This is a genomic window from Paenibacillus sp. R14(2021) (assembly GCF_019431355.1).
Taxonomy (GTDB): domain Bacteria; phylum Bacillota; class Bacilli; order Paenibacillales; family Paenibacillaceae; genus Paenibacillus_Z.
Genome location: NZ_CP080269.1, coordinates 5,361,810 through 5,387,793, shown reverse-complemented (window position 1 = coordinate 5,387,793; position 25,984 = coordinate 5,361,810). Strand labels below are relative to the sequence as shown.

Here is a 25,984-nt window from a genome sequence, read left to right as displayed (position 1 = left end):
CGTGAAGACGTGAAGACGTGAAGACGTGAAGACTTCCTAATTATGTGAAGTCAAAAAAAGGCCGGATCACCCGGACAGCTCTCAGCTGCCCGGAAGATCCGGCCTTTCGTATTCATGTAGTGCGCTGCACGTAGAGCACTGCAATTGAAGCGCTGCGTTAAGAGCACTGCAATTAAGACACTACATTAGATTGCTGCTTCCGCCGGTGCCGATGAAGCGCCGTGGTTCGTTTTGCGGTAATGCAGCTCGAACACCAGCATCGACAGTGCCGCGAATACGAGCGCGAAGACGGCCAGCACCGCTGCCTTGCTGCCGGTTGTCAGCAGCTCGTTGCCGGTTACGATTTCGCGGAACGCCGCGATGGAATACGTCATCGGCAGCCAGTGGCCAATGCTGCGCAGCCAAGAAGGCACGAGCTCCGACGGATAGGTGCCGGCGCTGCCGGTCAGCTGCAGAATGAGCAGCATAACGGCTACGAATCGACCCGGCTGATCCAGCAAGGTCACGAGGAACTGCACGATCATCATGAAGGTAATGCTCGCCAGGACCGACATCCCGATAAATGCGCCGAGATGGTTCACATGCAGGCCGATACCGTAGAGTAGAATCGCATCCGCGATGAGCGCCTGCACGATGCCGACGGTCACGAAAAGCAGCGACTTGCTGAGGAACCAGCTCCAAGCCGATGCCGGCTTCGTGCCGGTTTCCCGCATCGGAATGACCATCGTCGAGAGCAGTGCCCCAACGAACAGGCCGAGCGACAGGAAGTAAGGCGTGAAGCCCGTGCCGTAATTCGGCACATCAGTTAGCTTCTGCTCTTCGACATGGACGGGATTCGCGAACATGTCGTAGAGGGCGTCGGTTCCGGCGACGCCCCCGGTTTGGCGGGAGGCGTCGCCGAGCTTGCCCGACAGCTCGGCTGAGCCGCCGGCGAGCTGGGCCGTGCCGCTCGCCAGCGCGGCGGAGCCGCTTGCCAGCTGGCCGGAGCCCCCGGCCAGCTGCGCCGCACCGCGGCCTGCGGCGGCTGCGCCGTCCGCCAGCTTCGCGGCGCCCGCCGCGGCGCTCTTGGCGCCGGCGGCCAGGTCGGCGCCGCTCTTCGCTGCCGCTGCCAGCTGTGCGTGCAGCGCGTCAAGCCCTTGCTGCAGGCGGCTTTGCCCCTGCTGCAGCTCCGTGCCGCCGGCGGCCAGCTTCGCGCTGCCGCCGGAGAGCTCGGCTGCGCCCGCGGATACCGCGCGGGCTGCGCTGATCAGCCCCTGCAGCGCGCTGTCCTGCGCTGCATTCGGTTGCGCGGCGGCGTATGCGTCCAGCGCCGCCGACAGCTTCGCGGCTGCGCCGGCGAGATCGGCGCTGCCCTGCTTCGCCGATGCAAGCCCCTCGGCCAGCTGCGCGCCGGCCTTCGCGGCTTCGGAAGCGCCGCCGCCGAGCTGTCCGCCGGCGGCTTCCAGCTTCGCGAGGCCAGCGGCCAGCTGCGCCGCGCCGTCGCTGACGGCAGCCGTGCCCGCTGTTAATTTCCCGGCGCCGCTGTCAAGTGCCTTAACGCCGCCGGCCAATTGCTGCGAACCGCTTGCCAGCTTCGCAATATTATCGCGCAGCTGCACCGCTCCCTGCTCCGCGCTTGCTGCACCCTCGCTGAGCTTGCTTGCGCCGTCGCTCGCTTGTGCAATGCCGTCAGCCGCTTCCCCGATGCTGCTGAACACGGCTTTCGCATAAGCTTTCGTCACCTGCTGCGAAATTTGCGTTTGCAGCTGGTCGACGGCCGTATGGCCGATCTTCGCGGCCAAATAATTCTCGCTGTCGTTCGATACGTACCGAAGCGATGCGGGATGCGGCTCTTTATCAAGCAGCGTCGTCGCCTGCTTCGAGAATGAGGACGGGATTTCAATGACATAATAATAATCACCGTTCTTCAGCCCTGCCTGCGCTTCCTTTTGATCGACGAAGGCCCACTTGAACTGTTTGTCGGCCTTCAGCTCGGCAACGAGATCCTTGCCGACCGCGAGCGGCTGACCGTTGAAGGATGCACCGGCATCCTCATTAACAACAGCTACCGGCATTTCATCCAGCTTGCCGTATGGATCCCAGAATGCACCTATCAGCATACCGCTGTACATAATAGGGATAAATAAGATTCCGATGATCGGAATGAGCAGCTTCGGCTGGCGCACAATCCGTTTCATTTCCCTGCCAAATAATGATAATCCCATCGCGCATACCGCCTCCATGATTTACTTGTTTGAACAATTGACCAAATTAACCAATCGGTCATTTCCAGTCAAAAAAAGAAGCAGCTTCTGCCGCCTTTTTTCTGCGCATCCGCTCCGCCAATCGACGCAGCCTCCGCATGCCTTACCTAGCCGCCATACCATCCTTCAGCAGCGCACTGAAATAATCGGCGATTTCCCCGCGCGTAAGCGGTTCATGATGTTTGCTCCACTCGGCGCTTAGCGCGACATATAGCTTCAACATGATGTATGCCGTCAATGCCGGATCCGCGCTGCGCAGCTCGCCCTTCTCAATGGCAAGCGCCACTTCCTGCTGAATGAAAGCCGTTATCGCCTGCTCCAGCTTCGCAATGCCGTCCTTGGCCATCGGCGTACCGATATCGCGCACCTCTTGGGACAGCTTCACGATCAGCTCATGCTTCTCGCGGAACAAGAGCAGCTCGTGAAGCACGGCCGATAAGTTGTCGAAGAACGAGCGCTCCCGGTCAATCGACCGCTCCGCCAAGCCGCGAAGCTCTATCGTCAGCTGACTGATGTTCTCGCTGAAAAGTTCTTCCTTCGTAGCGAAGAACGTATAGATCGTCCCTTTGCCGACTGCAGCCATTTTGGATACCAGTTCCATCGTGGTCGCTTTATAGCCGAACATGGCAAATGACTTTGCCGCTGCTTCAATAATTTGAGCCTTGCGGTCCACCGGTTTCTTGTGCTCCAACTCCTGCTGCCTCCTTGCGTTATTCGGTAGAGCCATCTTACCATCGCATGACTATAAATACAATACGGTCATTTAGTCATACTAGATGCATATAGCGAAATTCCAACTGCAGCATTGCCAATCGGTTCTCGCTTCATTTGTTCGCATTAATGCTCCGATACCGTGTTTCCCGCTTCCGCTAACTCTTCCATCGTAAAGAGCGCACACAGCTTCAAGCCTGCTTCTTCCAGCTTGCGTCTGCCCTCCGGATTGCGCTCGATGACGCAGACAACGTCTTCGACGATCGCTCCCGCTTCGCGCAGCGCATGAACGCTGAGCAGAATTTGGCCGCCTGTGTTAACGACGTCCTCGACGACGCACAGCCGCTGTCCGCGCACCTCGGCTCCTTCTGCCTGCTTGCAGGTCCCATATGGTTTGGCTTGCTTTCTTACGTACGCAGCCGGAATGCCAGTTTGCAGCGAGATCGCCGTCGCGATCGGTATGCCGCCCATCTCGAGGCCGGCCAGCACGTCGATGCCGATCGGAATGTGGGTGGAGAGCTCATACGCGATTGCGCGAAGCAAGCTTGGCTTTGATTCAAACAAATACTTGTCAAAATACGTATCGGATACTTGTCCTGAACGAAGTTGAAATTGGCCCGTCAAATGCGACGTGCTGTAAATCTCGCCTGCCAGCAGCTGCTTCGTCATTCCCGAGTCCTCTGCATGATCTTTCATCTATTTGTACTCCTTGGCGAGCTGTTCTAATTGTTCAAGCCCGCGTTCCGACCAGCGCTTGAGCTTGTCTAATGCATCGATCTCCTTAGCGAGCGCATGCTCAAGCGATGCTTTGTACGCAGGCACCTCGCCATGGAAAGCTTTGATATCGCCGAGAGGGACATTGGCCTTCTCGGTGTAGCTGAGCGCTCTGCGCTCGTGAAACATCGGCACGTCCGGATTGTATGGATGATGAAGATCCCCCTGCTCCGGATGCTTCAATACCGCAAGCACCTTCATGACGGCCCGTGGGCCTGTATTTTCCACAACTTCCCCTACGTATTGGCCCGTTTTATAAGTAAACGCTGAAATAGTGCCTAAGTCTGGCATCGTCCTTTGATCGTTATGCATGCACAAGCACTCCCATCTTCGAATAATTGTATACCTGTATGGCTGCAGCCGGAACGCCTTTAAGATCGCCTGCCTGCCACCAAACACCTAATTTTAACATAAGTTACACATACAATCATGCGTAAGTCTTAATTCCAATCTTGTGCTTCTCCTGCCGCTCGTCGTAATATGGTAAAGAGAGTAATATGGATACCTGATTATCCGGAAGAGAAGCAGGTGAGTATATGCATAAAAAACGGGTATTGCTGCTTTCTGAAGGCTTTGGCTCCGGACATACCCAAGCTGCCTACGCGCTGGCTGTCGGTCTTCGTTCGCTCGATCCTTCGATTCAAACCCGCGTCATCGAGCTGGGTAACTTCCTGAACCCTGTCATCGGTCCGCTGATCGTGTCTGCTTATCGCAAAACCGTCACGAAGCAGCCGAAGCTTCTCGGTATCGTTTATCGCAGGCAATATAAGAAATCGCTCAATCGATTCACACAGCTGGCGCTTCATCGCCTTTTCTATACGCATACGTCGCAAGTCATCCATCAGCTCAAGCCTGATCTGATCGTATGCACACATCCCGTACCGAATGCAGTCGTCTCGCGACTGAAGCGGCTCGGTCTTCGCGTACCGCTCTACACGCTCATCACGGATTACGATGCGCACGGTACGTGGACGAGTTCGGAAGTGACCAAGTACTTGGTCTCCACCGTGGAAGTAAAGAAGAAATTAACGGAACGCGGCATCTCTTCAAGCCGGATTCAAGTAACGGGCATTCCGGTTCATCCGAACTTCTGGAAGACCCACGACAAATCCGAGCTGCAGGCCCATTTCGATCTCAAGCCGCTGCCAACCGTGCTTATTATGGGCGGCGGCTGGGGGATCATGTACAGCGATGACCTGCTCTCCTATATGACGCGCTGGCGCGACCGCGTGCAGCTCATTTATTGCGTCGGCAACAACGAGAAGGTTCGGGAACGCATGCTCGCTGACCCGAATTTCCAGCATCCCAACATCAAGGTGCTCGGATTTACGAAGGAAATCAACAAATTAATGGATTTGTCCGATCTGCTCATTACGAAGCCTGGCGGCATGACCTGCACAGAGGGACTCAGCAAGGGCATTCCGATGCTCTTCTACGAGCCCATCCCCGGCCAGGAAGAAGTGAACAGTGAATATTTTGTTGCCAGCGGCTTTGGAGAAGTATTGGAATCTACCGGAACCATCGACAAATGGTTCGACATGATCCAAAAGCCCGGGGCCGTTCAGTACCGCATGGATCTCATGATCAAACGCAACCAGCAATACAATCCGATGGAATGCTCGCGCGCCGTTCTGCAGCTGATGCAGTAACGGCTTTTTTTTCTAATTGCTGCTCCCTCTAATCTGCCGTCCAATGGAAAAAAGACCGACTGCGCTCAGCTTGCCTGAACGCGGCCGGTCTTACCCTATTTATTTGCTTCGTTTCGTCAGCCTCGCTTAGAGCGCGCTGCCGCCGAACAAGAAGCGGTACTCCCAGTGGCTGCCGGCGATAACGCTTGTACGCACGCCGCCGGATTCGATGGAATAGGTATGCAGAATTTGGCCGTTGCCCAAGTAGATGCCAACATGCGTAATCGGTTCTGCTGCTTTGTTGATGCCGTCGTAGGAAGATGCCTTCGACCCTTTATAATCCATGAAGAACATGAGATCGCCGCGTTTCAGCTGATGCCAATCCGTCTTCACGCCGCCGAGAGCCTTCACATAATCCCCCTGCTTGCGCGAATCGGCCGGAAGCGACACGCCAGCGCCTTCACGAAATGCTTGGCGGACAAAATCCGAGCAGTCGAAGGTTGTCGTCGTATCGCGGTCAGAGCCGTACTCGTAAGGCGTTCCCCAATATTTCATGCCGGTTGCAATGATGCTTTCAATAAGTGCAGCCTGATTCGGAGTATCCGGACCTGAACCGTTGGACGGATTGCCGCCAGGCTGCGTAACGCCTGCACTCGTCAATATGTATTGATCGCTGGAGCTTACATATCCTTTAACTCCGTTCGTATCCGTCACGGCAAACCATGCGCTGCTCGGCTGGCCAGTAACAAGAACGGACTCTCCTTTGACCATGTAACGGATACGTGCATAATCCGTCGAAGGCCCCTTGCGGAAGGATACCGAGGAGACAATCGTTGCATTCGCGATAATTTCTACGTACTTGTCCGATGTGGAGATGTAGCCAATGGAACCTGTGACATCCTGCACCTTGTACCAGTAATCGTTTACTTCATTCAGAACGATAACCTGCTCGCCCTTTTTCAAATACTTGTAGACGGTAGACGATGTGGACGGAAGACTGCGGAAGCTTACACTGGACTGAATTTCCCCGACAATCGGTGCAGTTGCAGCAGAGGCTGATCCTACCGCCGGCAGCAGGAGCAAAGCTGTCAGAATTAGAGCCAACAACGATGCTGTACACTTTTTCATGATGTTCTCCCTTTCCTTCTTGTGATATGGTAATCAGTTGGCATCTTGGTTCTTATTTCATTTTACGGTGTATATTCACAAGCCATATATCGTCCGCATGTCTCATTTGTCGAATGGAAGCTTAGTTATTAAGAACCACCGCCGCCAATTGTACCCAGTAAAAAAGACGTCACCCGAAGGGACGTCTTGATCTGAAGTGCGCGTATCTGTTGAAGTTGCTTGTCTTGTGAATACCATCCTAAAGGACCTATAGCGCTGTCTTAAGTACTAGTTGCAAATCGCATGGGGATGACTCATGTAAATAATGCCAATTCGCTCCTCGATCACGCGTTATCTCTTCTCATATTCGGGAAGCCAGTCATGCATATGCTCTTCGGTGTGGCCTTTCTTCATTAGGTTCATCAAGGTGTCGTAACGGTTCGGAGAATCGATAAAGGTTTGGTATTCCTGCTTGCCGATCGAAGAGAAAATTGCTACATCGCCTGTATGGTAATACAGATACAATGACAATTCGTCCTCATTGTACGAGCAGAATGCAATTTGTTTGGACTCCACGGGCACCAGCATAGTAATCGCCTCCAACGTGATATGAATGACCAAGGACATTACTATATATATATCCCATAATTAACCGTTACAGCACACAAATGAACCAGACTTTTTGTCTGGTTCTTTAATTTTTCGTATTTTTTTTTTGAAATGCTTATCAACCTACAGCTCTTTTACCGCAAGCAATGCATCCACAGGTTCATGCCGGTCTCCGAATGCATGCGTGAACGCCTGATTCCGATTGTCGTGGAGCCCTTTCATCACCGTGACTTGGAAGCTCATCGCTTCGAACTCCTCCGGCTCCCAGCCGCTGCGATGCGTTTGATAAATCTCGCCATTCATCCCGTAATGGTCGATATTATGCTGAGGGAAGTAGCCGCGGGGCGTGAACACGATTACCCGTTTCTTCGCCGCCTGCTCGGCTTCCTTCAGGATGAGCAACGCATCCTGCTTCGTAAAATGCTCCAAGGAGTCAATGAAGCTGACGGCTTCAACGGAACCAGGAACGAACAGCCTGCCTATATAAAGCGCATCGACGTTGATGGGTATAATATGAGGCGCTTGCGTGACGCGGTTGATTAAATAAGGGCGATGAATTTCCAGCGCAAGAATGCTTTTGCACGGTAAATTTTCCAGCATAAAGCAGGGACCGCTGCCAACATCCAGCAGGCTCTCGATGCCCGTAAGCTTCTGCCTGATTAGAGGGAGAAATTGAAGTTCATCCGTTTCTTGAGCCATGGGTATCCCCTCCGTTTTATTGCCGAATCACTTTACTCCTATAATATGAGCACAGCCAAGCAGGGTAACGGCAGATGTACGTAAAAACTTTCCGGATTGAGTCTTCTTCTCTTACACCGATAAGCGCCGCGGCTAGGCACGCCTGATTACAGCACAAAAAGGCTCTACGGCAAGCGAGTGCCATAGAGCCTTAGTTTACGAATAATACCCATCGCAAGGAAGGATGCGTGCAGACAGAATACCATCCCTTGCCTTAATTTGATGATGGCCGCCGCTAGCTAATAGGTGTGTTCTCCGCTGGCTGCACTCATGCCCGATCCGCAGGAAACGCAGAATTTCGCATTCAGCTCGTTCTCCGTCTGGCATTGATTGCAGATGACCACGATCTCACCCACTGTGGTCTCCACCTTCGGTTCCTCCGCCAGAGCGGAGCCGCAGTCCGGGCAAAATTTCGCATCAAGCGCGACCACCTTGCCGCAGGTGCACGTCTTCTCGAAACGAATCGCTTTGATCCGCTCTTCGATGAGATGAATCTCATTGTTCAGCTCATCCGCCTGGCGGCAGCTTTCAGCTACAAGCTCCTCCGTGCCCGCGATATCTCCTGCCTGATGGCCGCGATAAATCGCAGTGCCGATCTGCGTATAAATGCGTTCGATATCTTTCTCCTTGCCGGAGATTTGCGCTTTCAATTTCGTAATTTCAACCGTCTGCTGGGCCTTCTTGGCTGCGTCCGATGCGCCTTGTTTGACTTTATCGAAAAAGGACATGATGAATCGACTCCTTCATAATTTCGTCTAGCTTTGTCATTATCTATCATATTAACACAAACCTCACCTATGGGTCACATCCTTCAATAGACCCAAACCAAGATGGCAAGGCTCGCTGAAGTCCCTCTACTGCTATGGTATGAGCGCCTCTCAGCAGCAAGAACAACAAAAAAAGACCGCACTCCCAAGGAGCGCGGTCCGCTTGTGCTTATTCTGCTGGATACATGCGTTCGCGAAGTGCTTTGACTTCGGCGCTTTCCAGGTACTCGTCATACGTCATGATGCGGTCGATAATGCCGTTCGGCGTAATTTCAATGATGCGGTTAGCGATCGTTTGCACGAACTGATGGTCATGCGACGTGAAGATGAGCGTGCCGTCGAAATCGATCAAGCCGTTGTTGAGCGCTGTAATCGATTCCAAGTCCAAATGGTTGGTCGGTTCGTCCATCAGCAGCACGTTCGAGCCGGAAAGCATCATCTTGGAGAGCATGCAGCGCACTTTCTCGCCTCCGGACAGTACGCTTGCCTTCTTCAGCGCTTCGTCGCCGGAGAAGAGCATGCGGCCCAGGAAGCCGCGGATGAAGCTCTCGTCCTGATCCTTGGAGTACTGGCGCAGCCAGTCGACCAGGTTCAGCTCGACGCCGTCGAAGTACTGCGAGTTGTCTTTCGGGAAATACGCCTGCGTCGTCGTGATGCCCCATTGGTACGTGCCCGCGTCCGCTTCCAGCTCGCCCGTCAGCAATTGGAACAGAATTGTCTTCGGCAGCGTGTTCGGTCCCACGAGCGCGATCTTGTCGCCTTTGTTGATCGCAATCGTCAGGTTGTCGATTAGCTTCGCGCCGTCGATTGATTTCGTCAAGCTGTCCGTCAGAAGCAGCTGCTTGCCTGCCTCGCGCTCAGGCTTGAAGTTGATGAACGGATATTTACGGTTCGACGGACGAATGTCGTCGAGCGAAATTTTATCAAGCAGCTTCTTACGGGAGGTCGCCTGCTTGGATTTGGATTTGTTGGCGCTGAAGCGCTGAATGAACGCCTGCAGCTCCTTGATCTTGTCTTCTTTCTTCTTGTTGGCGTCGCGCATGAGCGTAAGCGCCAGCTGGCTCGACTCGTACCAGAAGTCGTAGTTACCGACATACATCTGGATTTTGCCGAAGTCGATGTCTGCGATATGCGTACATACTTGGTTCAGGAAGTGCCGGTCATGGGATACGACGATAACAGTGCCTTCGTACCCGCCAAGGAAGTTCTCCAGCCATTCGATCGACAGCATGTCAAGATGGTTGGTAGGCTCATCGAGCAGCAGGATCTGCGGATTGCCGAACAAAGCCTGTGCCAGCAATACGCGTACCTTCTCATTACCGGACAGCTCCGCCATCCGTTTGTCATGCAGCTCGGGAGGAATGCCAAGACCGTTCAGCATGCCTGCCGCTTCGGACTCCGCTTCCCAGCCGTTCATGTCCGCGAACTCGGCTTCGAGCTCGCCTGCGCGCATGCCGTCTTCATCGGTAAATTCCGCTTTGGCGTAGATGGCGTCCTTCTCTTTCATGACTTCGTAGAGCTTCTTATGGCCCATGATAACCGTCTCGAGCACGAGGAAATCGTCGTACTCGTAATGGTTCTGTTTCAATACGGCCAGACGCTCGCCTGGCGTGATGTGAACCTCGCCGTGCGTTTGCTCCACTTCGCCGGATAAAATTTTCAGGAACGTCGATTTGCCCGCACCGTTCGCGCCAATCAGACCGTAACAGTTGCCTGGATTGAATTTAATATTAACATCTTCAAATAGCGCCCGCTTGCCATAGCGAAGCGTTATGCCGCTTGTACTGATCATGTTCAGGTATCCCGTCCTTCACTAATAAATCTCGTAATCATCACTCCATTATAGCATAAAAAGGGCCTCGGTTGCTTAATTGTTTAACCGCCAGGTTTCGCCATGGGGCATCATTCGTACGCTTTCGCGGTCAATGCCAAGCCTCAGCACCTCCGCCTCCAGCCGGTCCAGCGCTTCGCGCGGTGTATCGTCCGCAAGCTTATACGAGCCGTAGTGCATAGGCACGAACTTGCGCGCGCCTACATCGAGGAATGCTTGCAGCGCCTCCTCCGGCGTCACATGCTGCGGTCCCATGAACCATTCGGGATCATACGCGCCGATCGGCATCAGCGCTACCTCGATGTCCCGGAATTTGCTGCCGATTTCCTTGAAACCGTCAAAATAACCGCTGTCTCCGGCAAAGTAAACGGTCGGCGAGCCGCTGTTCTCGATGACGAATCCGCCCCATCTGGAAGCGTTCGTATCGGTCAGCGTGCGCCTGGTCCAGTGCTGCGCAGGAACGAACGTGATGTCCACGCCCCGGAAGGTCGCCTTCTCCCACCAATCCAGCTCGATGACGGAAGAGAAGCCCTTGCGGCGCAGCTTGTCGGCAAGGCCGAGCGGAACGATGAGCATTTTGCTGCCGGTCAGCCGCCTCAACGTTGCGATATTCAAATGATCGTAATGAGAGTGCGATATCAGAATGACGTCGATCGGCGGCACGTCCGTAATAGCCAGACCCGGGGGAGACAGTCGTCTATGGAAAGCGAGCTTATCCGCCCAGATCGGGTCGGTAATCATGTTGAGGCCTGCCCGCTGAATGAGAAACGTGGAGTGGCCGATCCAAGTGAGTGACGGTTCTTCGTTATTGCTGTGCAGGTAGATCAGATCTGGATCGGCGACCGGTACTCGGTAGGAATAATCCTTCTGTTTCATTTTGCCGGCGCGTTCTCTCCGCCATTGCCTGACTTCCTTGAGGGTCCTCGGGACGGCCGTCGGATTGGAATTATGATATCGCATTTCTTACATCTCCCATTTCGTAGATCTCTATGACTCCGATGACAGGGTCTCTCTATCTCAAAGATACCAATGTTGCCTCTCATAATCAAACGACGGGGTCGTCTTAAGCGGGCGAATTGTGATTCGCGCACCGAATCGTTTACACTAAGAGGAAGAATGCATCTATACGGAGGTAACCGCCATGAAACTGATCGGCATAGAACCGACGCCAAGTCCCAATTCAATGAAACTGAACGTGGATGAAAAGCTGCCCGCCGGCCAGCGCTTCAGCTATTCGCTCGAGGATGCCGGCAAAGCGCCTGAGCCGCTGCGCAGCCTGCTTGCTATAGATGGCGTGCGGGGGCTGTTCCGCACGACGGATTTCATCGCGCTCGACCGGAAGCCAGGGGCGGACTGGGAGCGCATCCTAGCTGCGGCGCGGGCCGTGCTGCACAGCGAAGAAGCCGGTGACGGCAGCGGAGGCGCTGCCGGCGCAGGGGAATCCTTCGGCGAGGCGCATGCGTTCGTGCAGCTGTATCGGGGTATTCCGATGCAGGTGCGCGTACGCACGCCGGGCGGCGAAGCGCGCGCCGCGATGACCGCTGCGTTCACCGACGCGGTCACTCGCGCTGCCGCGGCCTCGATGATCCGCGAGCGCAAGCTGGAGGAGCTCGGCGTACGCTATGGCGAGCCGGAGGAAATCGCAGCCGAGCTCGTGAAGGAGCTCGAAGCCGCCTATCCGCAAGAGCGGCTGGACGCGCTTGTCGAGGCGGCGCTCGCGCTCGGATCGGCAGGCGAAGCCGAGGTCGCCGCGGCGCCTGCCGTTCGGCCCGCGCCGCTCAGCGCCGAGGAGCTCGCTGAGCGGCTCGCGGATCCGGACTGGTCCGTCCGCTACGAGGCGCTGAACCGCACCGCGCCGCAGCCGGCGATGCTGCCGCAGCTCGCCGCGGCGATCACGGACGACAACGTCTCCATCCGGAGACTCGCCGTCGTCTACCTCGGCGAGCTGCGCCTGCCGGAGGCGATGCCGCTGCTCATCGCTGCGCTGCGGGACGCATCGGCATCCGTCCGGCGCACCGCCGGCGACACGCTGTCCGATCTGGGCGACCCCGCCGCGATCGGACCGATGATTGAAGCGCTGCGCGACCGCAACAAGCTGGTCCGCTGGCGCGCGGCGCGCTTCCTCTACGAGGTCGGAGACGACACCGCCGTAGAGGCGCTGCAAGCTGCTGCGGCCGACCCGGAATTCGAGGTCAGCCTGCAGGCCCGCATCGCGCTCGAGCGCATCGAGCGCGGCGAAGAAGCCGCCGGTTCGGTCTGGCAGCAAATCACGGCTGCCAGAACCCGTGAAGGCGGGCAATAACGCCGCGACGGCTCGGCAGAATTATGCTTCCGCTGAGCAATCGCCTTGCGCGGCAACGGATGCGCCATCCCCAATCAAAGAGGGCTTTCCCGACGGCAGCCGTGCTGCCGTTTCGGGAAAGCCCTCTTTGACGTTTACGTATGATTGGACTGCCGGTGGCACATGTAACAAGTCGTTGCTATTACATAGACGAGCTGCCGATTAGCTTCCTATCGCCCCAGACCTTAGTTGGAATCTCGCGGCGAAGCACAGGCACTACTTCTTCGGCGAACCGGTGCAGCTGTTCCTGCTGCTCGTCTTCCGTCAGGCCGTCCACGCTGATACTGAGCACCTCGTGCCCGAACGCCTCGCGGTAAGTCAGGATTTTCTCGATGACGTTGTCGGCGCTGCCAATCAGGGCCGGCCCGTTCGCCACCGTATCCTCCAAATCGGTGAACGGCGACTTGTTGTGCTGCGCAGCCGCGGTGGCCTGAAGCGCTTCGTAATAGGGACGATAGCGTCGCAGCGCCTCCTCGCGCGTTCCCGCGATGAACAAGCTGCCTGCCCCCGCGCCGACGACGGCATCCTTGGGATCCCGTCCGTAATACGCCCAGCGTTCCCGGTAATGATCGATCAGTGCTTTGTACTTCTCCATCGGATGGAACGAGTTCGACGAGAATATCGGTTCGCCGTACCTGGCGGCGAGTTCGGTTGACAGCGTGCTCGACGCGCTGCCGTGCCAAATCGGAATGGGCTGCTGCAGTGGCCTCGGCTGCGTCGTGACATGATCGAGCTTCGGGCGGAAACGCCCTTCCCAAGTAACTCCCTCCTCGTCCCATAACCGGCGAAGCAGCTCGTAGCGCTCCGCCAGCGAATCCCACTGTTCTTCTTCCGTAATCCCGAAGAGCGGATAGTGCCGGGGGTCGTTTCCTTTGCCGATAATCAGCTCGAGCCTCCCGCCGCATAGGTGGTCCAGCGTCGCGTAATCCTCCGCCACTCGAACGGGATCAAGCACGCTCAGCACGGTGACCGTCGTCAGCAGCCGAATTTCCGACGTTCGAGCGGCGATTGCCGCGAGTATGACCGGGGGCGATGAGGACAGGAACGGAGAGCCGTGGCGTTCACCGATGCCGTAGGCATCGAATCCCAGCGATTCGGCCAATACCGCCTGGCGAATAACGTTGTTGAATTTCGCCTGCGGGGTCAGTGACTCCCCTGTTACCGCGTTAGGCACATTCATGAGCAGGCTGAACACGGCAATTTTCATTCGCCCAGCCGCCTTTCGGCCGGGATCGCCAGGTTATCCGCTAGGCTCCGTTCCACGCGATCCTGCTCATTCGCTAGCGAATCCAGGGCAATCGGCTTACGCATCAAATGCATCGTACCATCGCCGTTCCCGGGATCGAAGGCATAGAAACTCTCGTAGCCTCTCCGCTTGTACATTGTCAGCAGCCACGGATGCTTCTCCGCCGTCGCAAGCGTAACCGCGGGAGCTCCCGTTTGCTCTGCGACCGTCCGTTCCACCCAGTCGAGCAGCTTTCCTCCCAAGCCTCGGCCCTGATAGGCTGGATCGACCGCAAACCATCTGAGAAACGGAAGATCGGTCAAACCCTTCAGTTCGTTCCCCTTAGACAGCGTTACCGTCGCTTTGATATCGCCATCCAGTTCAAGCACGTAGCAATCGTGCCCGCTCAAGTTGTCTTGAATCAGCTTCAAGTCCGCATTGGCCGCAGGCCAGTGCAGTTCCAGCTCGCGAATTGTCGCGTAAGCATCGTAAGTAATCGTAAACAGCCGCTCCGCGTCCGCTTCCACGGCCAGTCTGTATCGTTCGGTCATCGGTTCCACCTCTTCATGGTCATTAAACCAAGTATTCTCATCTACTATTATGGATATGATACTCGCAACCGGCATCGACGTCTAATCGGCATTTTCTATCGAACGATCGAATCGTTAAATACCTAGACTTCGCCCACAACAAAAAGGACAATACGGCTGATGCCACCGTATTGTCCTTGCGTTAAGATTTTGCTGAGAACGCTCATCCATCCGACACTCAAGGCCGGGACTCAACCAGCCGAAGGATAAGATTTCGTCCACGTATGATCTTTTCTTATCTCCGCATCGGATTTCAGGAAGTAGTTCTCGCTCACCATGCCTGGTCGGTCCGGCAGGGGATCATCCCACGTCACATCCATGTGGTACCAATGGCTCCCCAGATGAACGAGGTTCCACACATGGCTGCCAGATTCCACCTTGCCTTCGATAATTCTGGCTTCAATCCCCGCGGACGCAAGCATTTTATAGGCAAGCAGCGAATAGCCCTGGCAGACGGCCTTGCCGGCATTCAAGGCTTCAAAGGCGGTATACCGCTGAAACGTCGTGTCGAAGGAGACGTGGGAAACGATCCAATCATGGATTGCCCGTACCTTCTGCGTATCGGTCATGCTAGAAGAAACGATGGAAGGCAGCAACTGCTCGACGCGCCGATTGACAAGCTTCGTCTGCTCGGCGGATTCCCTGTAGGTCACCGTCAGCTTGATTTTGACCGTAGGGCCCCAGGTTCTGATGGTATACAAATAGGAGTCGACAATATAAGCGATGTACTCATCCGAAGCAAAAACCTCCTGCAGCAGCTCGCCGATCTTTGCGGACAATTGCTTACGGTCCCCGCTGTAGGCCATATCGATTTCCGTTTGCTGAAGCCCCACTTGCCGCACGATGGCTGTTTTCAACGCCGAAAGATTGCTCTCCGTATGTGCTGCATGAACAGCTCCACGGTCAAAATCGGAACCTAAACCAATGAAGAGAAGCAAAGCTATGAATCCTAATCTCGTCAGCATACGCAGCAGCAATTTCTTCCCCTCCTTCACCGGCTCAGTCCCAAGTCCCGGACGTGCTCACTATCCATAGTATACCCATTGCGGGCAAGAGGATAAAGAAAGAAAGGAAGAAAAAGTTAATTTGTTCACGGCAGCGAATTTTTCTAAACGGATTCCGCGCCTTGGAGGAACCGACCCTGCATGCATCATGCGGCAGCTGCAATTGACCGATAAACGTAACAGTTCGCTCAGTCGCGCATGCAGTCGGTTAAACGTCCCGGCAGGTTTGACCGTCTCGTATTTGTTGCTCCGCCCGATGAAGAAGCACGCGATCTCATTTTCCGATTGAAGATGAACAGATTACGATGAAAGATATGGAAGACGCAGCCGCACTGACGAAGCCTACGACGCTGGAGCGGTTCAGAACGGCCAAAACACGGCCATTGTCCATACCTGTCATCCATACCCGAGGGCCATTGTCCATCCGAGACAGTCATACAGACAACTTCCTCCTCTGCTACATAAACTGTAGAGAACTGAATGAGAGAAAGGAGTGAACACAAATGAGCGACTCCTATTTCTGTCCTGACTGCCCTACACAAAACGTCTATGATCCTCCGATCACCCTCTATGAAAACTACTATCATCCGCAGCTGGTCAACGTCATCCAACAAGTCGAAGTCGTTAAACAACATCACTGCTGCCCTGTATACCAGCACTCTTATGTGTATAGCGAGAAAGACGTTATGTGCCGCGTCTCCAGCAAACAAAGAGCTAAAACATCCGCTAAAAAATCCACTTCCAAAAAACGCACAACGAAACGTTAATCCGCTGCACCTGCGCTCCCGCTATAGAAGAAGCCGGCAAGCCTCTTGGCTGCCGGCTTCTTCCTGCGTGATGTTCGTCCCTGGCCATTCCCGTCTTATCGTTTGATCCACATGAACTGATACGGAAGCAGCTCGATCGATTGGCCGACCGCCTTGCCTGTAATGAGCTCTTGTCCCGCGTAATCGATGCGGAGCTGCACGTTCTCGTCAGATACGTTGACAAGCGCCAGAATCGAATCTCCGGACTCCGCATTTTCCCTTACCACCGAGAATATGCGTTCATCGAACGTTACCACCTTCTGAGCTGCTTGCGGACTGAAAGCATTCTGACGGCGTCGCAGTTGAATTAATGCCGAGAAACGGGCGAACACTGCGCTTCGTAACGATTCGGATTCCAGCTCCTCGCATACGTCCGCCTTACTCAGCTTCTCGCGATTGATACGCCGGTTGATGCCGCTTTGTTCCAGTCCCGCGTAGTCGTTCCTCGAACCGAACAAGCTGTGGATGTAGATTCCGGGTACGCCGGCCATGGATAGCAGGATGGCATGCGCCGCTAGAAACTTCTTAATCCGGACATCGTCGGGATCATTCGGATGGGATAGGGCATCCAGGTAATTCACATTCAATTCGTATGCGCTGGTCGTGCCGTCCCCGTTATCCTTATAGGAGACTCGGCCGCCGTGCTCTACGGCCTTATCGACCATTAATTGCTTCTCGGCGGAAGTCAGTCGATCCTCGACCGGCCTCATGCCGATCCCGTCATGTGAAGATAAGAAGTTAAAGAAAGTCGTACCTGCCGACGTCGGCTCTAGCTGCTCCGCCCACTGCATAAGCTTGACGGCGCTCTTCGTATGAAAGGAAAACAAGGTCAACGGCGGCAAGGGAAACTGGTAAACCATCTGCGCTTCGTCAAAGCCGTTGCCGAAATAACTGATATTATCTTTATGAGGCACATTCGTCTCGGTAATAAGGATTGTACCCGGAGCCGTGATATCCAGGACTTCCCGAATCAGCTTGACCAACGTGTGCAATTCGTCAAGATGCATGCATGTGGTGCCCAGCCTTTTCCATGAGAACCCGATGGCATCCAGGCGAATGAAGCGTGCCCCGTTGTTAACATAGAGAAGCAGCACCTTCAGAATATCCAGCAGCACCTTCGGATTCTGAAAGTTGATGTCAATCTGATCCTCGCTGAACGTCGTCCAAATATATTTCTCCCCGTTCTTGGTCGTAAAGCGGGTCAGCAGCGGCAAATTCCTTGGACGGGTCACCTTGCTGTAATCCAAGCTCGGATCCGCCTCCGTGAAATAATCGGCGTACCTGGCATCCCCGTTTAAGTAGCCTTGAAACCATTCGCTGCTCTTGGAAATATGGTTTATGACCCCATCGAACATGAGATCGAAATCTTCGGACAAGCGCTGAACGTCTTCCCAATCCCCAAGCTCCGGATTGACCTTCGCATAATCGACCACCGAGAAACCGTCGTCGGATGTATAAGGATAGAAAGGTAAGATGTGCACGCCCGTAATCGTATCTTTCGCATATTGCCGTAAAAATTCCTTCAAGGTAGCAAGCGGCGCAAGCCCGTCTTCTTTAATGGAATCGCCATAAGTAATGAGTAACACGTCATTTTCGGACACCCATGGTTTAGCCGGCAACCGGCCGAACTCATGAAGCAGGCTTTCGATTTCCGCCAGCGTTGCCGCGCTTTGGGTTCCGTATAATACATGGAGTTTATCTAACAGGCTGCCCTTCGCGGCTTGCGGGATCATCGGCATCGTATTCATCATGCAAGTCCCTTCTCTACAAAATGACGTTTCATGAATGCTAGACTCGGTGCGAACTCGCCGATTTCGTTGACCGTACACTCGGCCGAGATCATGCCGTCATATCCGGTTTTGCGCAAATCGGCAGCGAATTCCGCGTAGGGGTACCGGCCGGTTCCCGGCGACAGGCGTCCCGTATCCGCTAGATGAATATGGGCGAGCCACGCTTTATGATCAATTAACGTCTGGAAGGGCTCGTTTTCTTCGTCCATATGGTAGAAATCCGCCAGCGCCCGAATCGGGGCGCGATTAATCGATTGGACGAACCGGCATGCATCTTCGACGCTGTTGACTAAATTGCATTCTCTGCGATTTAACGGCTCCAGAGCCAGAACGACTCCCGTACCCGTGAACTCGTCCGCTATCCGCTCTAGCAATCTAGCGAACTGCTCTTCTGCCCTCGCCTTCTCCCACTCTTCCGGAACTCTCCTGGAACGGCCGCTTCCGAGAACGGAGATCCTGGCGCCGACAAGGTGAAGCGCCTCTGCGGCTTTGGCTACATAACGGTGAATGCGTTGCTCATCGACGTCCGGACCGACCACCTTCAGGTCGGAAGGAAAAAACAAATTAAACGCGCTTGCCGGCAGCGGGCTGTCCAGATAACGGGGCAGCAATTCCCGATAAGCTAGATCATCTTCTAGCTTTAATGCCGTCAGGGCGCATTCGATATAATCGAAGCCGGCAGACCGCAGAATCTCGGCTTCTTCGATGCCTCTACACCAACCGAATGTATACATAAACAAGATTCAGCTCCTTAATCTCTAATCCCACTGGATAAGCGTTCCAATCATAGCTGCGTTCGAGGTCAGCATTTCACGGTAGAGTTTCTCAGCTTCCTGCCAGTGAACCCGATCCGTAATCAGATGCTCAAGCGACAATCTTCCGTATTTCAAGAGATTCAGAAACGCGGCCGCATCATCCCGCCACGACCAGAAGCCCGGTCTGGAATCCGCGATCGGATTGCCCGAAATATGAGCTCCTATGACCGTTAACGCCTTCTTGTGAACGTCCCGGTAGAAGTTAATCGTGCTGTTGCCGCGGGTGCTGCTTAGAATAACAACGCGTCCGAAATCCCTGGCTGTCTCGAAAGCGGTGCTGATGACTTCAGGGACTCCCGTCCCTTCAATGACGACATGGGGGCCTTTGCCTTCGGTTTCCTTAAGCAGCCGCTCCCTCCAATCGGCTTCGGCATTGTTAAGGGTCAGATCTGCGCCGGAGCGCTTGGCAAGCTCGATTCGGTTGTCCGCGCGGTCAACGCCGATTACCGGTATGGCTCCGTTAAGCTTCGCCAATTGAACCGCCAGCTGTCCGATAATTCCGAGTCCGATAACCATCGCTGATTCTCCCAGCTCGATTCTCGCTTTGCGAATGCCTTGCGTTGCAATAACGCCAAGCGAAGTAAAGGCAGCCATCTCGAACGATACCCCGTCCGGTATTCTCGCTGCGCGCGCTTGACGGATGTTGCCGTAAGAGCGATGGGTAATTCCGTGACAAGCGATACGGTCGCCGATCTTGAAATCGGTGACCGCTTTTCCGATTTTTGTAACGACGCCTGCCGAGCTGTAGCCGGGATACATCGGGTACTCCCCCGACGTATTCTCCATATTCAGCACGAAGGCTCTTTCCGTTCCGGGGCTGATTAAGGAGGCATGAATTTTCACTTGTATTTCACTATCTCCGGGCTCCGCAAGTTCGAGCTCCTTAAGTGCGATCGCTCCTGGTTCTTCACTCGTCAGCACATGATATTTCATCAGCCTTCACCTGTCCTTATTTGATTTGAATCGGCTTACCCGTTCTAGCCGACTCATAGAGGGATAATACGATTTGCAGCGTCTTCCTGCCTTCCAATCCGTTCACCAATGGCTCTTGACGGGTTCTGATGGCCTTCATAAAGTCGGCGATCTGCAGCTTATGGGAATGATGCGAGATGTCCGCGCGGGATGCCCCGACTATCGATTCCACCTTCGTCTTCGGAGGCTCGTACAAGCCTTCGTTTCGCAGCTTCCACTCTTTTACTTCATCGTTCTCAATAATGACACCGCCGTCGCTGCCGTAAATATCCAACCGCGTTGAGAACCCTGGGTAGGCTGACGTGTTCCCTTCTATCAGCCCGATGGCGCCGGATTTGAATTTAACCGTGGCCGCTCCGACATCTTCCACTTCAATTCCCGCATGCGCTCTTGTTGCGCAGTACGCAAAAACTTCGTCCACGGGACCCATGATATATTGAAGCAAGTCAATATAATGAACCGACTGGTTCATTAATGCGCCGCCGCCGTCCAATGCCCATGTGCCGCGCCATTCGTTATTGTCATAATACGCTTGGGTGCGGTACCACTTCGTATGCGACGCGCCGAAGTTCAATTGCCCTAGCTGTCCCGAATCTACCGCATTCTTTAATGCGATAATGGCATGATCGTAACGATGCTGGGAAATGCAGCACAGCTTTACGTTGTTAACCTTACAGCTCTCGATCAACCGGTCGGCGCTTTCCAGGGTAATCGCGATCGGTTTCTCGACGATGACGTGTTTGCCGGCCTTGGCCGCCGCGATACCGAGTTCCGCATGGCTCCCGCTAGGCGTAAGGATGCAGACGATATCGATATCCGCGTTTTCCAGCATCCGCTCATAATCGTCGTAAGCGGCCGCTCCATAATTAGCGGCGAAGGCCTGCGCTCTTTCCCTGTTATGCCCATAGACCGCGATTAAATTGGCTCCAGGCAGCTCTTGAATACTCCTCGCGTGAATAGCGGAGATCATGCCGTACCCGACGATCGCGAAGTTCATGGTCGTTGTCATGATGGCTGTCCTCCTCCGCTACCCTTTTAACCCCGTAGTCGATATCCCTTCTACGAAATGCTTTTGGGCGAAGAAGAAAATAAGCAAAAGCGGCAGAATGGAGAGGAAGGACATGGAGAACATCGCACCCCAGTTCGTTTTGCCCGTATTGTCCAAAAACATGTTCAAAGCAAGTGTTACCGGATATTTACTCACGGAATTGATATACAGCAGGTGGGAGAAGAAATCGTCCCAGGACCACATAAAGGCAAAGATCGAGATCGTAAACAGCGCCGGTTTAAGCAGCGGCAGTAGAATAAGAAAGAAAAACCTGACTCTCCCGGAACCGTCAACGATGGCCGCCTCATCGAGCTCCAGCGGAATCCCGCGAATGAATTGGATTAACAGGAAAATAAAAAACGCGCCGTTAAATTCGCCTAGCCAAGCCGGAATCGTCATCGGCAAATAAGAATTGAGCCAGCCCAGATTAGCGAACATAAGAAATTGCGGAATGATAATGATTTGTTTCGGAAACATGATCGTAATCATCAGAACGCCGAACCATACTTTCTTGAGCGGAAAGCTGATTCTGGCAAATCCGTATGCCGCGAACGAACAGGAAAAGATAGAGCCGAACAAAATCGTAAACGAGAGGATGAACGAATTGGCGAAGAATACATGAAAGGGCGTTTCATTGATGGCAAACCAACCGTCATGATAATTCGACCATTGCAGCCCTTTGGGAAATAGAGATACATTCCCGAAGATCTCGTCGTTATTTTTGAAGCTTCCGAAGAAGAGCCATAAGATCGGATATACCATCATCAGGCCGAATACGGAGAGCAGAATATGCTTGGGTATTTGCTTTACTCGTGAAATCATAGCGTTATCCTTTCTTTCCGCCGGAATCTTCGTAGTGCACCCAATAACGGGAAGCAGCGAAATTAATGATCGTCGCAACTCCGATAATGCCGAGCAGCACCCACGATATGGCCTGCGCGTAGCCCATGTTCAGCGAACTGAAGGCTTGCTGATAAATGTAGATCACCATGAACAGCGTTTCATCCACCGGACCGCCCTTAGTAATCACATAACCCTGCGTGAACGTTTGGAAGGTTTGAATCGTCTGCATGACCAGGTTGAAGAAAATGACGGGTGAGATTAACGGCAGGGTAATGCGCAAAAAGGTTTTCCATCGTCCCGCCCCATCGATCGAGACGGCCTCATACATTTCTTTGGGCACCTGTTTCAATCCGGCCAAGAAAATAAGCATAGAAGAACCGAACTGCCAGACCATTAAGATAACAATCGTATACAATGCAGAATCCGGATTGAATATCCAGTCTTTTCCCTTAATACCGAATAACTGAAGGAATACGTTAATCAATCCTTCCCGCCCGAATATTTGCATCCACATGATCGCTACGGCTACGCTGCCGCCGATGATGGATGGCAAATAATATACGGTGAATTGCTTAATCTGTTTCTCCGAAATCTCCTTCGACTCGAGTTCATTCATGATTTCCGACAGCTGTTCCTCCACTCTGCCGGGATTCAGCGCGTTCAGGCGATTGGACAAGAGGATGATTTTCTTGAGAATATCGGATAGTACCTGCCATTCGTTTCCTTCCCCGGAATGCTCGTCATAATGAAATATCCGTTCGTCGGGCGACAGGAATTTGTGCTGTAAGGCTTTATTCGCTTCTATGAAGGCACCGGAAATCTCGCCGTTATTGGTTTTGAGCGAACTGATCCCGATGCTGATCGAGTGCTCGCGTTCGGTCAACGTTTGCAAGATGGATTCGATGGCTTCCTGCGGGCTTAAGGACACCCATTCTCTCTTGCTGATTCGTACGAAATTCCAATGACCGAACCATTCATGAGCGCTCAAGCTGGAGCTCTCCTCTACCAGGCAAGCTAAGAGGAGCCGGAAAGGCTGCTCTTGCCGCAGCGAAAGCTGCCGCTGAACAAGCTGCCAGGTTTCATCGGACAAATGCGTTTCGTCCTGTTGACGGCTTAATAAGAAATGATGGGAAAGGACATGGAGAAGCTCCTTGCTTCTTTCCCTTTCCCGCAGCGCTTCAGTGCACTTGGCCAGCACGTTCTCGAATTCGGAGTCTTCCGCCGGCTTCAGTAAATAATCGAACACGCCCGATTTAATCGCACGCTGGGCATACGAGAATTCGTTATAGCCGGTTAATAAGACGACAAGAATATCGGGGTATCTTTCCTGAATATGACCGCTCAGCTCAACCCCGTCGATTCCCGGCATCTTGATATCCGTCAGCACGACATCTACCGCATTGCAGTTCAACCACTCCAGCGCTTCTCTGCCGTTGCCGCATGCGCCGACGCACTCGAATCCAAAGGTTTCCCAAGCGAAGTTGACCAAGCCGTTCCGAACGATCGGTTCATCATCTACGATTAGGATATGATACGTCATCCGTAGGTGCCTCCCTTAGCATATGTTTCTTCAGCCACACTTCCACGATGGTGCCTTCTCCTTCTATACTGTCGATCTTCAGGCCCCATTGTTGGCCGTAAAGGAGCTTTATTCTTTCATCCACGTTCGATAAGCCCAAATGGTTATGGTCCTTCCCGTTCATCGATAGAAGCGTTTTCAATTTCGGTTCGGGGATGCCTACGCCGTTATCCTGGATAATGAAAAAGAGTTTATCCCCATTTTCCGCGCCTTTAATATGCACCTGCCCTTGTCCTTCTTTGCGTTCCAGCCCATGGACGATCGAATTCTCGACCAAAGGCTGCAAAATAAACCGGGGAATCCGATACTGCATGACCGAGTCGGGCACATCCACGATGATGCTGATTCTGTCCGAGAACCGGGTCTCTTGAATTTGAGAGTAATACCTGATGTACGACAGCTCCTCCGCCACCGTAATCAGTTTATCCGTTTTCGACAGCGAAAGTTTGAAGAGCTTGGATAAAGCGGTAACCATCTTCACGATTTCGGTTATTTTATGCGATCTTGCAATCCAATTGATAGAGTCGAGCGTATTATATAGAAAATGGGGATTAATCTGCGTCTGCAGCGCGTTCCATTCCGCTTCGTTCTTTAGGATTTGCTGCTCGTAGACCTCTTTGATCAAGCTGTCTACGCGCTGCGCCATCCTATTGTAGCTGACAGCCAGCTGACCGATTTCATCTTTTGTCGTGACTTCCATCCTCGACTTGAAATTGTTTTTCTCTACGTCCTTCATTAACCGGATAAATTGCTTGAACGGTCTGGTAAATCGCTGGGTTGTCCATATTGCGATCGTGATCGTAACTAGTAAAATGATAATGACCGTATTGAGAAAATACTGGCGTATTTGCGCTGTGCCCTGCAAAATATCGTTCATGGGAACGGCGGATACGAACATCCAATCGGTTTTATCCACCTCATATCGCGTAATAAGCATCCGATTGCCGCGGAATGCGAGATACCCATTCTTCTCCGAATCCTCGAAAGTCAGCGAACGCGTCAGCTCCTTCGCATCTTGGCTTCTCCCGATGATCGGGTTCAGGTGATGGTCGATTAATAACAAGAAGCCCTTGTCCATCGCTTGAAACTTATTCAATACGGACTCCAGCCGGTAACTGGGTACGATAATACGGACAAAGCCCAACGTTTCGTTGAATTTATTGCTTGTGATCAGCCTGGAATAGACCATAAACTCACCATCGTTGATTGCATACCAGTAGGGCTTCCCGTTTCGTTTGGTCACTTCCTTCACCCAGGTCTCCGACAGATCGAGGCGCTTATTGGAATACCCGCCTGCATAGCTGAAACCGTTGAAGCCCAGGATTTCCATTCTTTCTATATCCGACCGCGTTTTTAAGTATTGCTTCATTTCGTTGCTTACTTCATTCGCGTCTGCAACCTTTTCGTAGGTGGAAGCAAACTTGTCCTTTTTTAATATGCTCACGATTTGGTCGTTCGTCGAAGCGAAGATGCCGATTTGCTCGATTTCCGAGAAGTACATGCTCAGATAGCCCTCGCTTTGCTGCAAGGCCTTGCGTGTAATTTCATGCGCTTGGTTTTCCAGAAGATGATTAAATTTGATGCTTGCCAATAGTCCGGTTACCGAGATGGGCACAACTCCAATGAATAAGATAATCAGCAGAATTTTGTTGCGAAAGCTAAACAAAAAAGTTCTGAACATCGCGTCCACCCTTTTATGAAGCATAGGCGAGCAAGGCTGTCTCTGCTCCTTAATACCCGTGAGTATAACATGCCGCCGTCCTGGCTGTCCTTCATGACATCCGATATATCATTACCGATGATGGAATTATTGCGAGCGAGCAGAAACGTCCAATGATCGTCCCACGTTACCTCCGTCCCGTAATAGGACGGCTCCATCGCCTTGGAACGCAAGCCCTTGAGCGAAATGCCGTAGCGCGGCATGCCGCTGATGACGTTGCGCGAGACGGTGCACACCCCGCTCTGATAGAGCTGGATACCCGTGCCATGGCCGATGAGCTCTCCCCCTAAGCGCACGGTATTGCCCGCGATAACATGGCCGCAATTGACGTCGGATTCCGCCGTGCTGCCGATTGGCCCCTCTCCCGGCACATAGCCGATGGCGTAGATGCCGTTAAAGCCGAGCTGCTCGATGACATTGTTCTCGATACGAATCTCCTTGCAGCGGCCGTTCAAGACGATGCCGCTCAGTCCGGAATGGCGCAGGGTGCAATCCGCGATCGTGATCCCTTCCGCATTTTCGATCCTGATCAAGCCTTCGCGCGCCTCGTCGCATTCCCGATTGGAGACCGGCATCCGGTAAGACGGCAGCATATCCGACATCTCTACGGTTAGTCCGCGAAACTCGAGATGACGTACGATGCCTTCCGCCGCCTCGTGCCCGTCGGCCCCCGGCTCCGAGCCTGCGATGTCAATCACCCGCAGCATATGCGGCAGAACGATGGTCTGCGCTTCGACGGGCAGCGACCTCGGGATATAGTACAGATAACCCTCCCGCTCGTCCCGGTAAAGCCAACGAAACGTTAATCCGCTGCACCTGCGCTCCCGCTATAGAAGAAGCCGG

Annotated in this window: 24 protein-coding genes; 3 read left to right on the top strand and 21 right to left on the bottom strand. The window is 53.6% G+C overall.

Going from position 1 to position 25,984, the window contains the following annotated elements; translation table 11 throughout:
- Positions 1-185 precede the first annotated feature (185 nt).
- From KXU80_RS24910 to KXU80_RS24895, 4 genes are all read right to left on the bottom strand, one after another.
- Positions 186-2,204, bottom strand: coding sequence for a YhgE/Pip domain-containing protein (locus KXU80_RS24910; protein ID WP_219835791.1), 2,019 nt, complete (start codon positions 2,202-2,204; stop codon positions 186-188).
- Positions 2,205-2,346: 142 nt separating this feature from the next.
- The gene (locus KXU80_RS24905) at positions 2,347-2,934 is read right to left on the bottom strand and encodes a TetR/AcrR family transcriptional regulator (RefSeq protein WP_258171145.1); all 588 of its coding nucleotides are present in this window, start codon (positions 2,932-2,934) and stop codon (positions 2,347-2,349) included.
- Positions 2,935-3,080: 146 nt separating this feature from the next.
- Complete coding sequence (pyrE, locus tag KXU80_RS24900) at positions 3,081-3,623, bottom strand: orotate phosphoribosyltransferase (protein WP_219839235.1); 543 nt, start codon at positions 3,621-3,623, stop codon at positions 3,081-3,083.
- Between the two features lie 27 nt (positions 3,624-3,650).
- The gene (locus KXU80_RS24895; protein WP_219835789.1) at positions 3,651-4,040 is read right to left on the bottom strand and encodes a kinase-associated lipoprotein KapB; all 390 of its coding nucleotides are present in this window, start codon (positions 4,038-4,040) and stop codon (positions 3,651-3,653) included.
- A 224-nt stretch (positions 4,041-4,264) separates the two neighbouring features.
- On the opposite strand from KXU80_RS24895, the gene KXU80_RS24890 reads away from it, so the two are divergent.
- A complete protein-coding gene (locus tag KXU80_RS24890) occupies positions 4,265-5,377 on the top strand; it encodes an MGDG synthase family glycosyltransferase (RefSeq protein WP_219835788.1) in 1,113 nt (370 codons plus the stop codon).
- Between the two features lie 126 nt (positions 5,378-5,503).
- On the opposite strand, the gene KXU80_RS24885 is transcribed toward KXU80_RS24890, so the two are convergent.
- The 6 genes from KXU80_RS24885 to KXU80_RS24860 form a co-directional block, all read right to left on the bottom strand.
- Entirely contained in the window at positions 5,504-6,484 is a 981-nt protein-coding gene (locus tag KXU80_RS24885; protein ID WP_219835787.1) for a C40 family peptidase, read from the bottom strand.
- A gap of 330 nt (positions 6,485-6,814) precedes the next feature.
- The gene (locus KXU80_RS24880; RefSeq protein WP_219835786.1) at positions 6,815-7,051 is read right to left on the bottom strand and encodes a hypothetical protein; all 237 of its coding nucleotides are present in this window, start codon (positions 7,049-7,051) and stop codon (positions 6,815-6,817) included.
- 144 nt (positions 7,052-7,195) lie between these two features.
- A complete protein-coding gene (locus tag KXU80_RS24875; protein WP_219835785.1) occupies positions 7,196-7,771 on the bottom strand; it encodes a hypothetical protein in 576 nt (191 codons plus the stop codon).
- Between the two features lie 278 nt (positions 7,772-8,049).
- A complete protein-coding gene (locus tag KXU80_RS24870; RefSeq protein ID WP_219835784.1) occupies positions 8,050-8,538 on the bottom strand; it encodes a zinc ribbon domain-containing protein in 489 nt (162 codons plus the stop codon).
- Between the two features lie 208 nt (positions 8,539-8,746).
- A complete protein-coding gene (locus KXU80_RS24865; RefSeq protein ID WP_219835783.1) occupies positions 8,747-10,369 on the bottom strand; it encodes an ABC-F family ATP-binding cassette domain-containing protein in 1,623 nt (540 codons plus the stop codon).
- Between the two features lie 75 nt (positions 10,370-10,444).
- Positions 10,445-11,368: an MBL fold metallo-hydrolase gene (locus KXU80_RS24860; RefSeq protein WP_219835782.1), complete on the bottom strand. Its 924-nt coding sequence runs from the start codon at positions 11,366-11,368 to the stop codon at positions 10,445-10,447.
- A gap of 181 nt (positions 11,369-11,549) precedes the next feature.
- Between KXU80_RS24860 and KXU80_RS24855 the strand changes: the two genes are divergently transcribed.
- Complete coding sequence (locus KXU80_RS24855; protein ID WP_219835781.1) at positions 11,550-12,710, top strand: conserved virulence factor C family protein; 1,161 nt, start codon at positions 11,550-11,552, stop codon at positions 12,708-12,710.
- A gap of 181 nt (positions 12,711-12,891) precedes the next feature.
- Here KXU80_RS24855 and KXU80_RS24850 read toward each other — a convergent pair whose 3' ends face one another.
- The 3 genes from KXU80_RS24850 to KXU80_RS24840 form a co-directional block, all read right to left on the bottom strand.
- Entirely contained in the window at positions 12,892-13,956 is a 1,065-nt protein-coding gene (locus tag KXU80_RS24850; RefSeq protein WP_219835780.1) for an LLM class flavin-dependent oxidoreductase, read from the bottom strand.
- Positions 13,953-14,525: a GNAT family N-acetyltransferase gene (locus KXU80_RS24845; RefSeq protein ID WP_219835779.1), complete on the bottom strand. Its 573-nt coding sequence runs from the start codon at positions 14,523-14,525 to the stop codon at positions 13,953-13,955. Before KXU80_RS24845 ends, KXU80_RS24850 begins: the two co-directional genes overlap by 4 nt.
- A gap of 230 nt (positions 14,526-14,755) precedes the next feature.
- On the bottom strand, positions 14,756-15,541 hold the full coding sequence (locus tag KXU80_RS24840) for a transglutaminase domain-containing protein (protein ID WP_219835778.1): 786 nt from the start codon (positions 15,539-15,541) through the stop codon (positions 14,756-14,758).
- Between the two features lie 530 nt (positions 15,542-16,071).
- Here KXU80_RS24840 and KXU80_RS24835 point away from each other — a divergent pair.
- Positions 16,072-16,335, top strand: coding sequence for a hypothetical protein (locus KXU80_RS24835; RefSeq protein ID WP_219835777.1), 264 nt, complete (start codon positions 16,072-16,074; stop codon positions 16,333-16,335).
- Positions 16,336-16,430: 95 nt separating this feature from the next.
- Here the strand turns inward: KXU80_RS24835 and KXU80_RS24830 are convergent, their stop codons facing one another.
- From KXU80_RS24830 to KXU80_RS24795, 8 genes are read right to left on the bottom strand one after another with little or no spacing between them, the layout of a single operon-like run.
- The gene (locus KXU80_RS24830; protein WP_258171144.1) at positions 16,431-18,125 is read right to left on the bottom strand and encodes a sugar phosphorylase; all 1,695 of its coding nucleotides are present in this window, start codon (positions 18,123-18,125) and stop codon (positions 16,431-16,433) included.
- Positions 18,122-18,898, bottom strand: coding sequence for a sugar phosphate isomerase/epimerase family protein (locus KXU80_RS24825; protein ID WP_258171493.1), 777 nt, complete (start codon positions 18,896-18,898; stop codon positions 18,122-18,124). Before KXU80_RS24825 ends, KXU80_RS24830 begins: the two co-directional genes overlap by 4 nt.
- Before the next feature lie 24 nt (positions 18,899-18,922).
- Positions 18,923-19,912, bottom strand: coding sequence for a zinc-dependent alcohol dehydrogenase (locus tag KXU80_RS24820; protein ID WP_219835775.1), 990 nt, complete (start codon positions 19,910-19,912; stop codon positions 18,923-18,925).
- Between the two features lie 16 nt (positions 19,913-19,928).
- Positions 19,929-20,960, bottom strand: coding sequence for a Gfo/Idh/MocA family protein (locus KXU80_RS24815; RefSeq protein ID WP_219835774.1), 1,032 nt, complete (start codon positions 20,958-20,960; stop codon positions 19,929-19,931).
- An 18-nt stretch (positions 20,961-20,978) separates the two neighbouring features.
- A complete protein-coding gene (locus KXU80_RS24810) occupies positions 20,979-21,821 on the bottom strand; it encodes a carbohydrate ABC transporter permease (protein WP_258171143.1) in 843 nt (280 codons plus the stop codon).
- A gap of 4 nt (positions 21,822-21,825) precedes the next feature.
- Complete coding sequence (locus KXU80_RS24805; RefSeq protein WP_219835773.1) at positions 21,826-23,382, bottom strand: response regulator; 1,557 nt, start codon at positions 23,380-23,382, stop codon at positions 21,826-21,828.
- Complete coding sequence (locus KXU80_RS24800) at positions 23,354-25,102, bottom strand: sensor histidine kinase (RefSeq protein WP_219835772.1); 1,749 nt, start codon at positions 25,100-25,102, stop codon at positions 23,354-23,356. Before KXU80_RS24800 ends, KXU80_RS24805 begins: the two co-directional genes overlap by 29 nt.
- Positions 25,057-25,839 (bottom strand): right-handed parallel beta-helix repeat-containing protein, encoded by a 783-nt coding sequence (locus KXU80_RS24795; RefSeq protein WP_219835771.1) that lies wholly within the window; start codon positions 25,837-25,839, stop codon positions 25,057-25,059. Before KXU80_RS24795 ends, KXU80_RS24800 begins: the two co-directional genes overlap by 46 nt.
- Positions 25,840-25,984 lie beyond the last annotated feature (145 nt).

Coding starts and splice junctions, on each gene's coding strand:
- KXU80_RS24910 (WP_219835791.1), bottom strand. CDS start 2,204: ATGGGATTATCATTATTTGGCAGGGAAATGAAACGGATTGTGCGCCAG.
- pyrE (WP_219839235.1), bottom strand. CDS start 3,623: ATGACGAAGCAGCTGCTGGCAGGCGAGATTTACAGCACGTCGCATTTG.
- KXU80_RS24895 (WP_219835789.1), bottom strand. CDS start 4,040: ATGCATAACGATCAAAGGACGATGCCAGACTTAGGCACTATTTCAGCG.
- KXU80_RS24890 (WP_219835788.1), top strand. CDS start 4,265: ATGCATAAAAAACGGGTATTGCTGCTTTCTGAAGGCTTTGGCTCCGGA.
- KXU80_RS24885 (WP_219835787.1), bottom strand. CDS start 6,484: ATGAAAAAGTGTACAGCATCGTTGTTGGCTCTAATTCTGACAGCTTTG.
- KXU80_RS24880 (WP_219835786.1), bottom strand. CDS start 7,051: ATGCTGGTGCCCGTGGAGTCCAAACAAATTGCATTCTGCTCGTACAAT.
- KXU80_RS24875 (WP_219835785.1), bottom strand. CDS start 7,771: ATGGCTCAAGAAACGGATGAACTTCAATTTCTCCCTCTAATCAGGCAG.
- KXU80_RS24870 (WP_219835784.1), bottom strand. CDS start 8,538: ATGTCCTTTTTCGATAAAGTCAAACAAGGCGCATCGGACGCAGCCAAG.
- KXU80_RS24865 (WP_219835783.1), bottom strand. CDS start 10,369: ATGATCAGTACAAGCGGCATAACGCTTCGCTATGGCAAGCGGGCGCTA.
- KXU80_RS24860 (WP_219835782.1), bottom strand. CDS start 11,368: ATGCGATATCATAATTCCAATCCGACGGCCGTCCCGAGGACCCTCAAG.
- KXU80_RS24855 (WP_219835781.1), top strand. CDS start 11,550: ATGAAACTGATCGGCATAGAACCGACGCCAAGTCCCAATTCAATGAAA.
- KXU80_RS24850 (WP_219835780.1), bottom strand. CDS start 13,956: ATGAAAATTGCCGTGTTCAGCCTGCTCATGAATGTGCCTAACGCGGTA.
- KXU80_RS24845 (WP_219835779.1), bottom strand. CDS start 14,525: ATGACCGAACGATACAGACTGGCCGTGGAAGCGGACGCGGAGCGGCTG.
- KXU80_RS24835 (WP_219835777.1), top strand. CDS start 16,072: ATGAGCGACTCCTATTTCTGTCCTGACTGCCCTACACAAAACGTCTAT.
- KXU80_RS24830 (WP_258171144.1), bottom strand. CDS start 18,125: ATGATGAATACGATGCCGATGATCCCGCAAGCCGCGAAGGGCAGCCTG.
- KXU80_RS24825 (WP_258171493.1), bottom strand. CDS start 18,898: ATGTATACATTCGGTTGGTGTAGAGGCATCGAAGAAGCCGAGATTCTG.
- KXU80_RS24820 (WP_219835775.1), bottom strand. CDS start 19,912: ATGAAATATCATGTGCTGACGAGTGAAGAACCAGGAGCGATCGCACTT.
- KXU80_RS24815 (WP_219835774.1), bottom strand. CDS start 20,960: ATGACAACGACCATGAACTTCGCGATCGTCGGGTACGGCATGATCTCC.
- KXU80_RS24810 (WP_258171143.1), bottom strand. CDS start 21,821: ATGATTTCACGAGTAAAGCAAATACCCAAGCATATTCTGCTCTCCGTA.
- KXU80_RS24805 (WP_219835773.1), bottom strand. CDS start 23,382: ATGACGTATCATATCCTAATCGTAGATGATGAACCGATCGTTCGGAAC.
- KXU80_RS24800 (WP_219835772.1), bottom strand. CDS start 25,102: ATGTTCAGAACTTTTTTGTTTAGCTTTCGCAACAAAATTCTGCTGATT.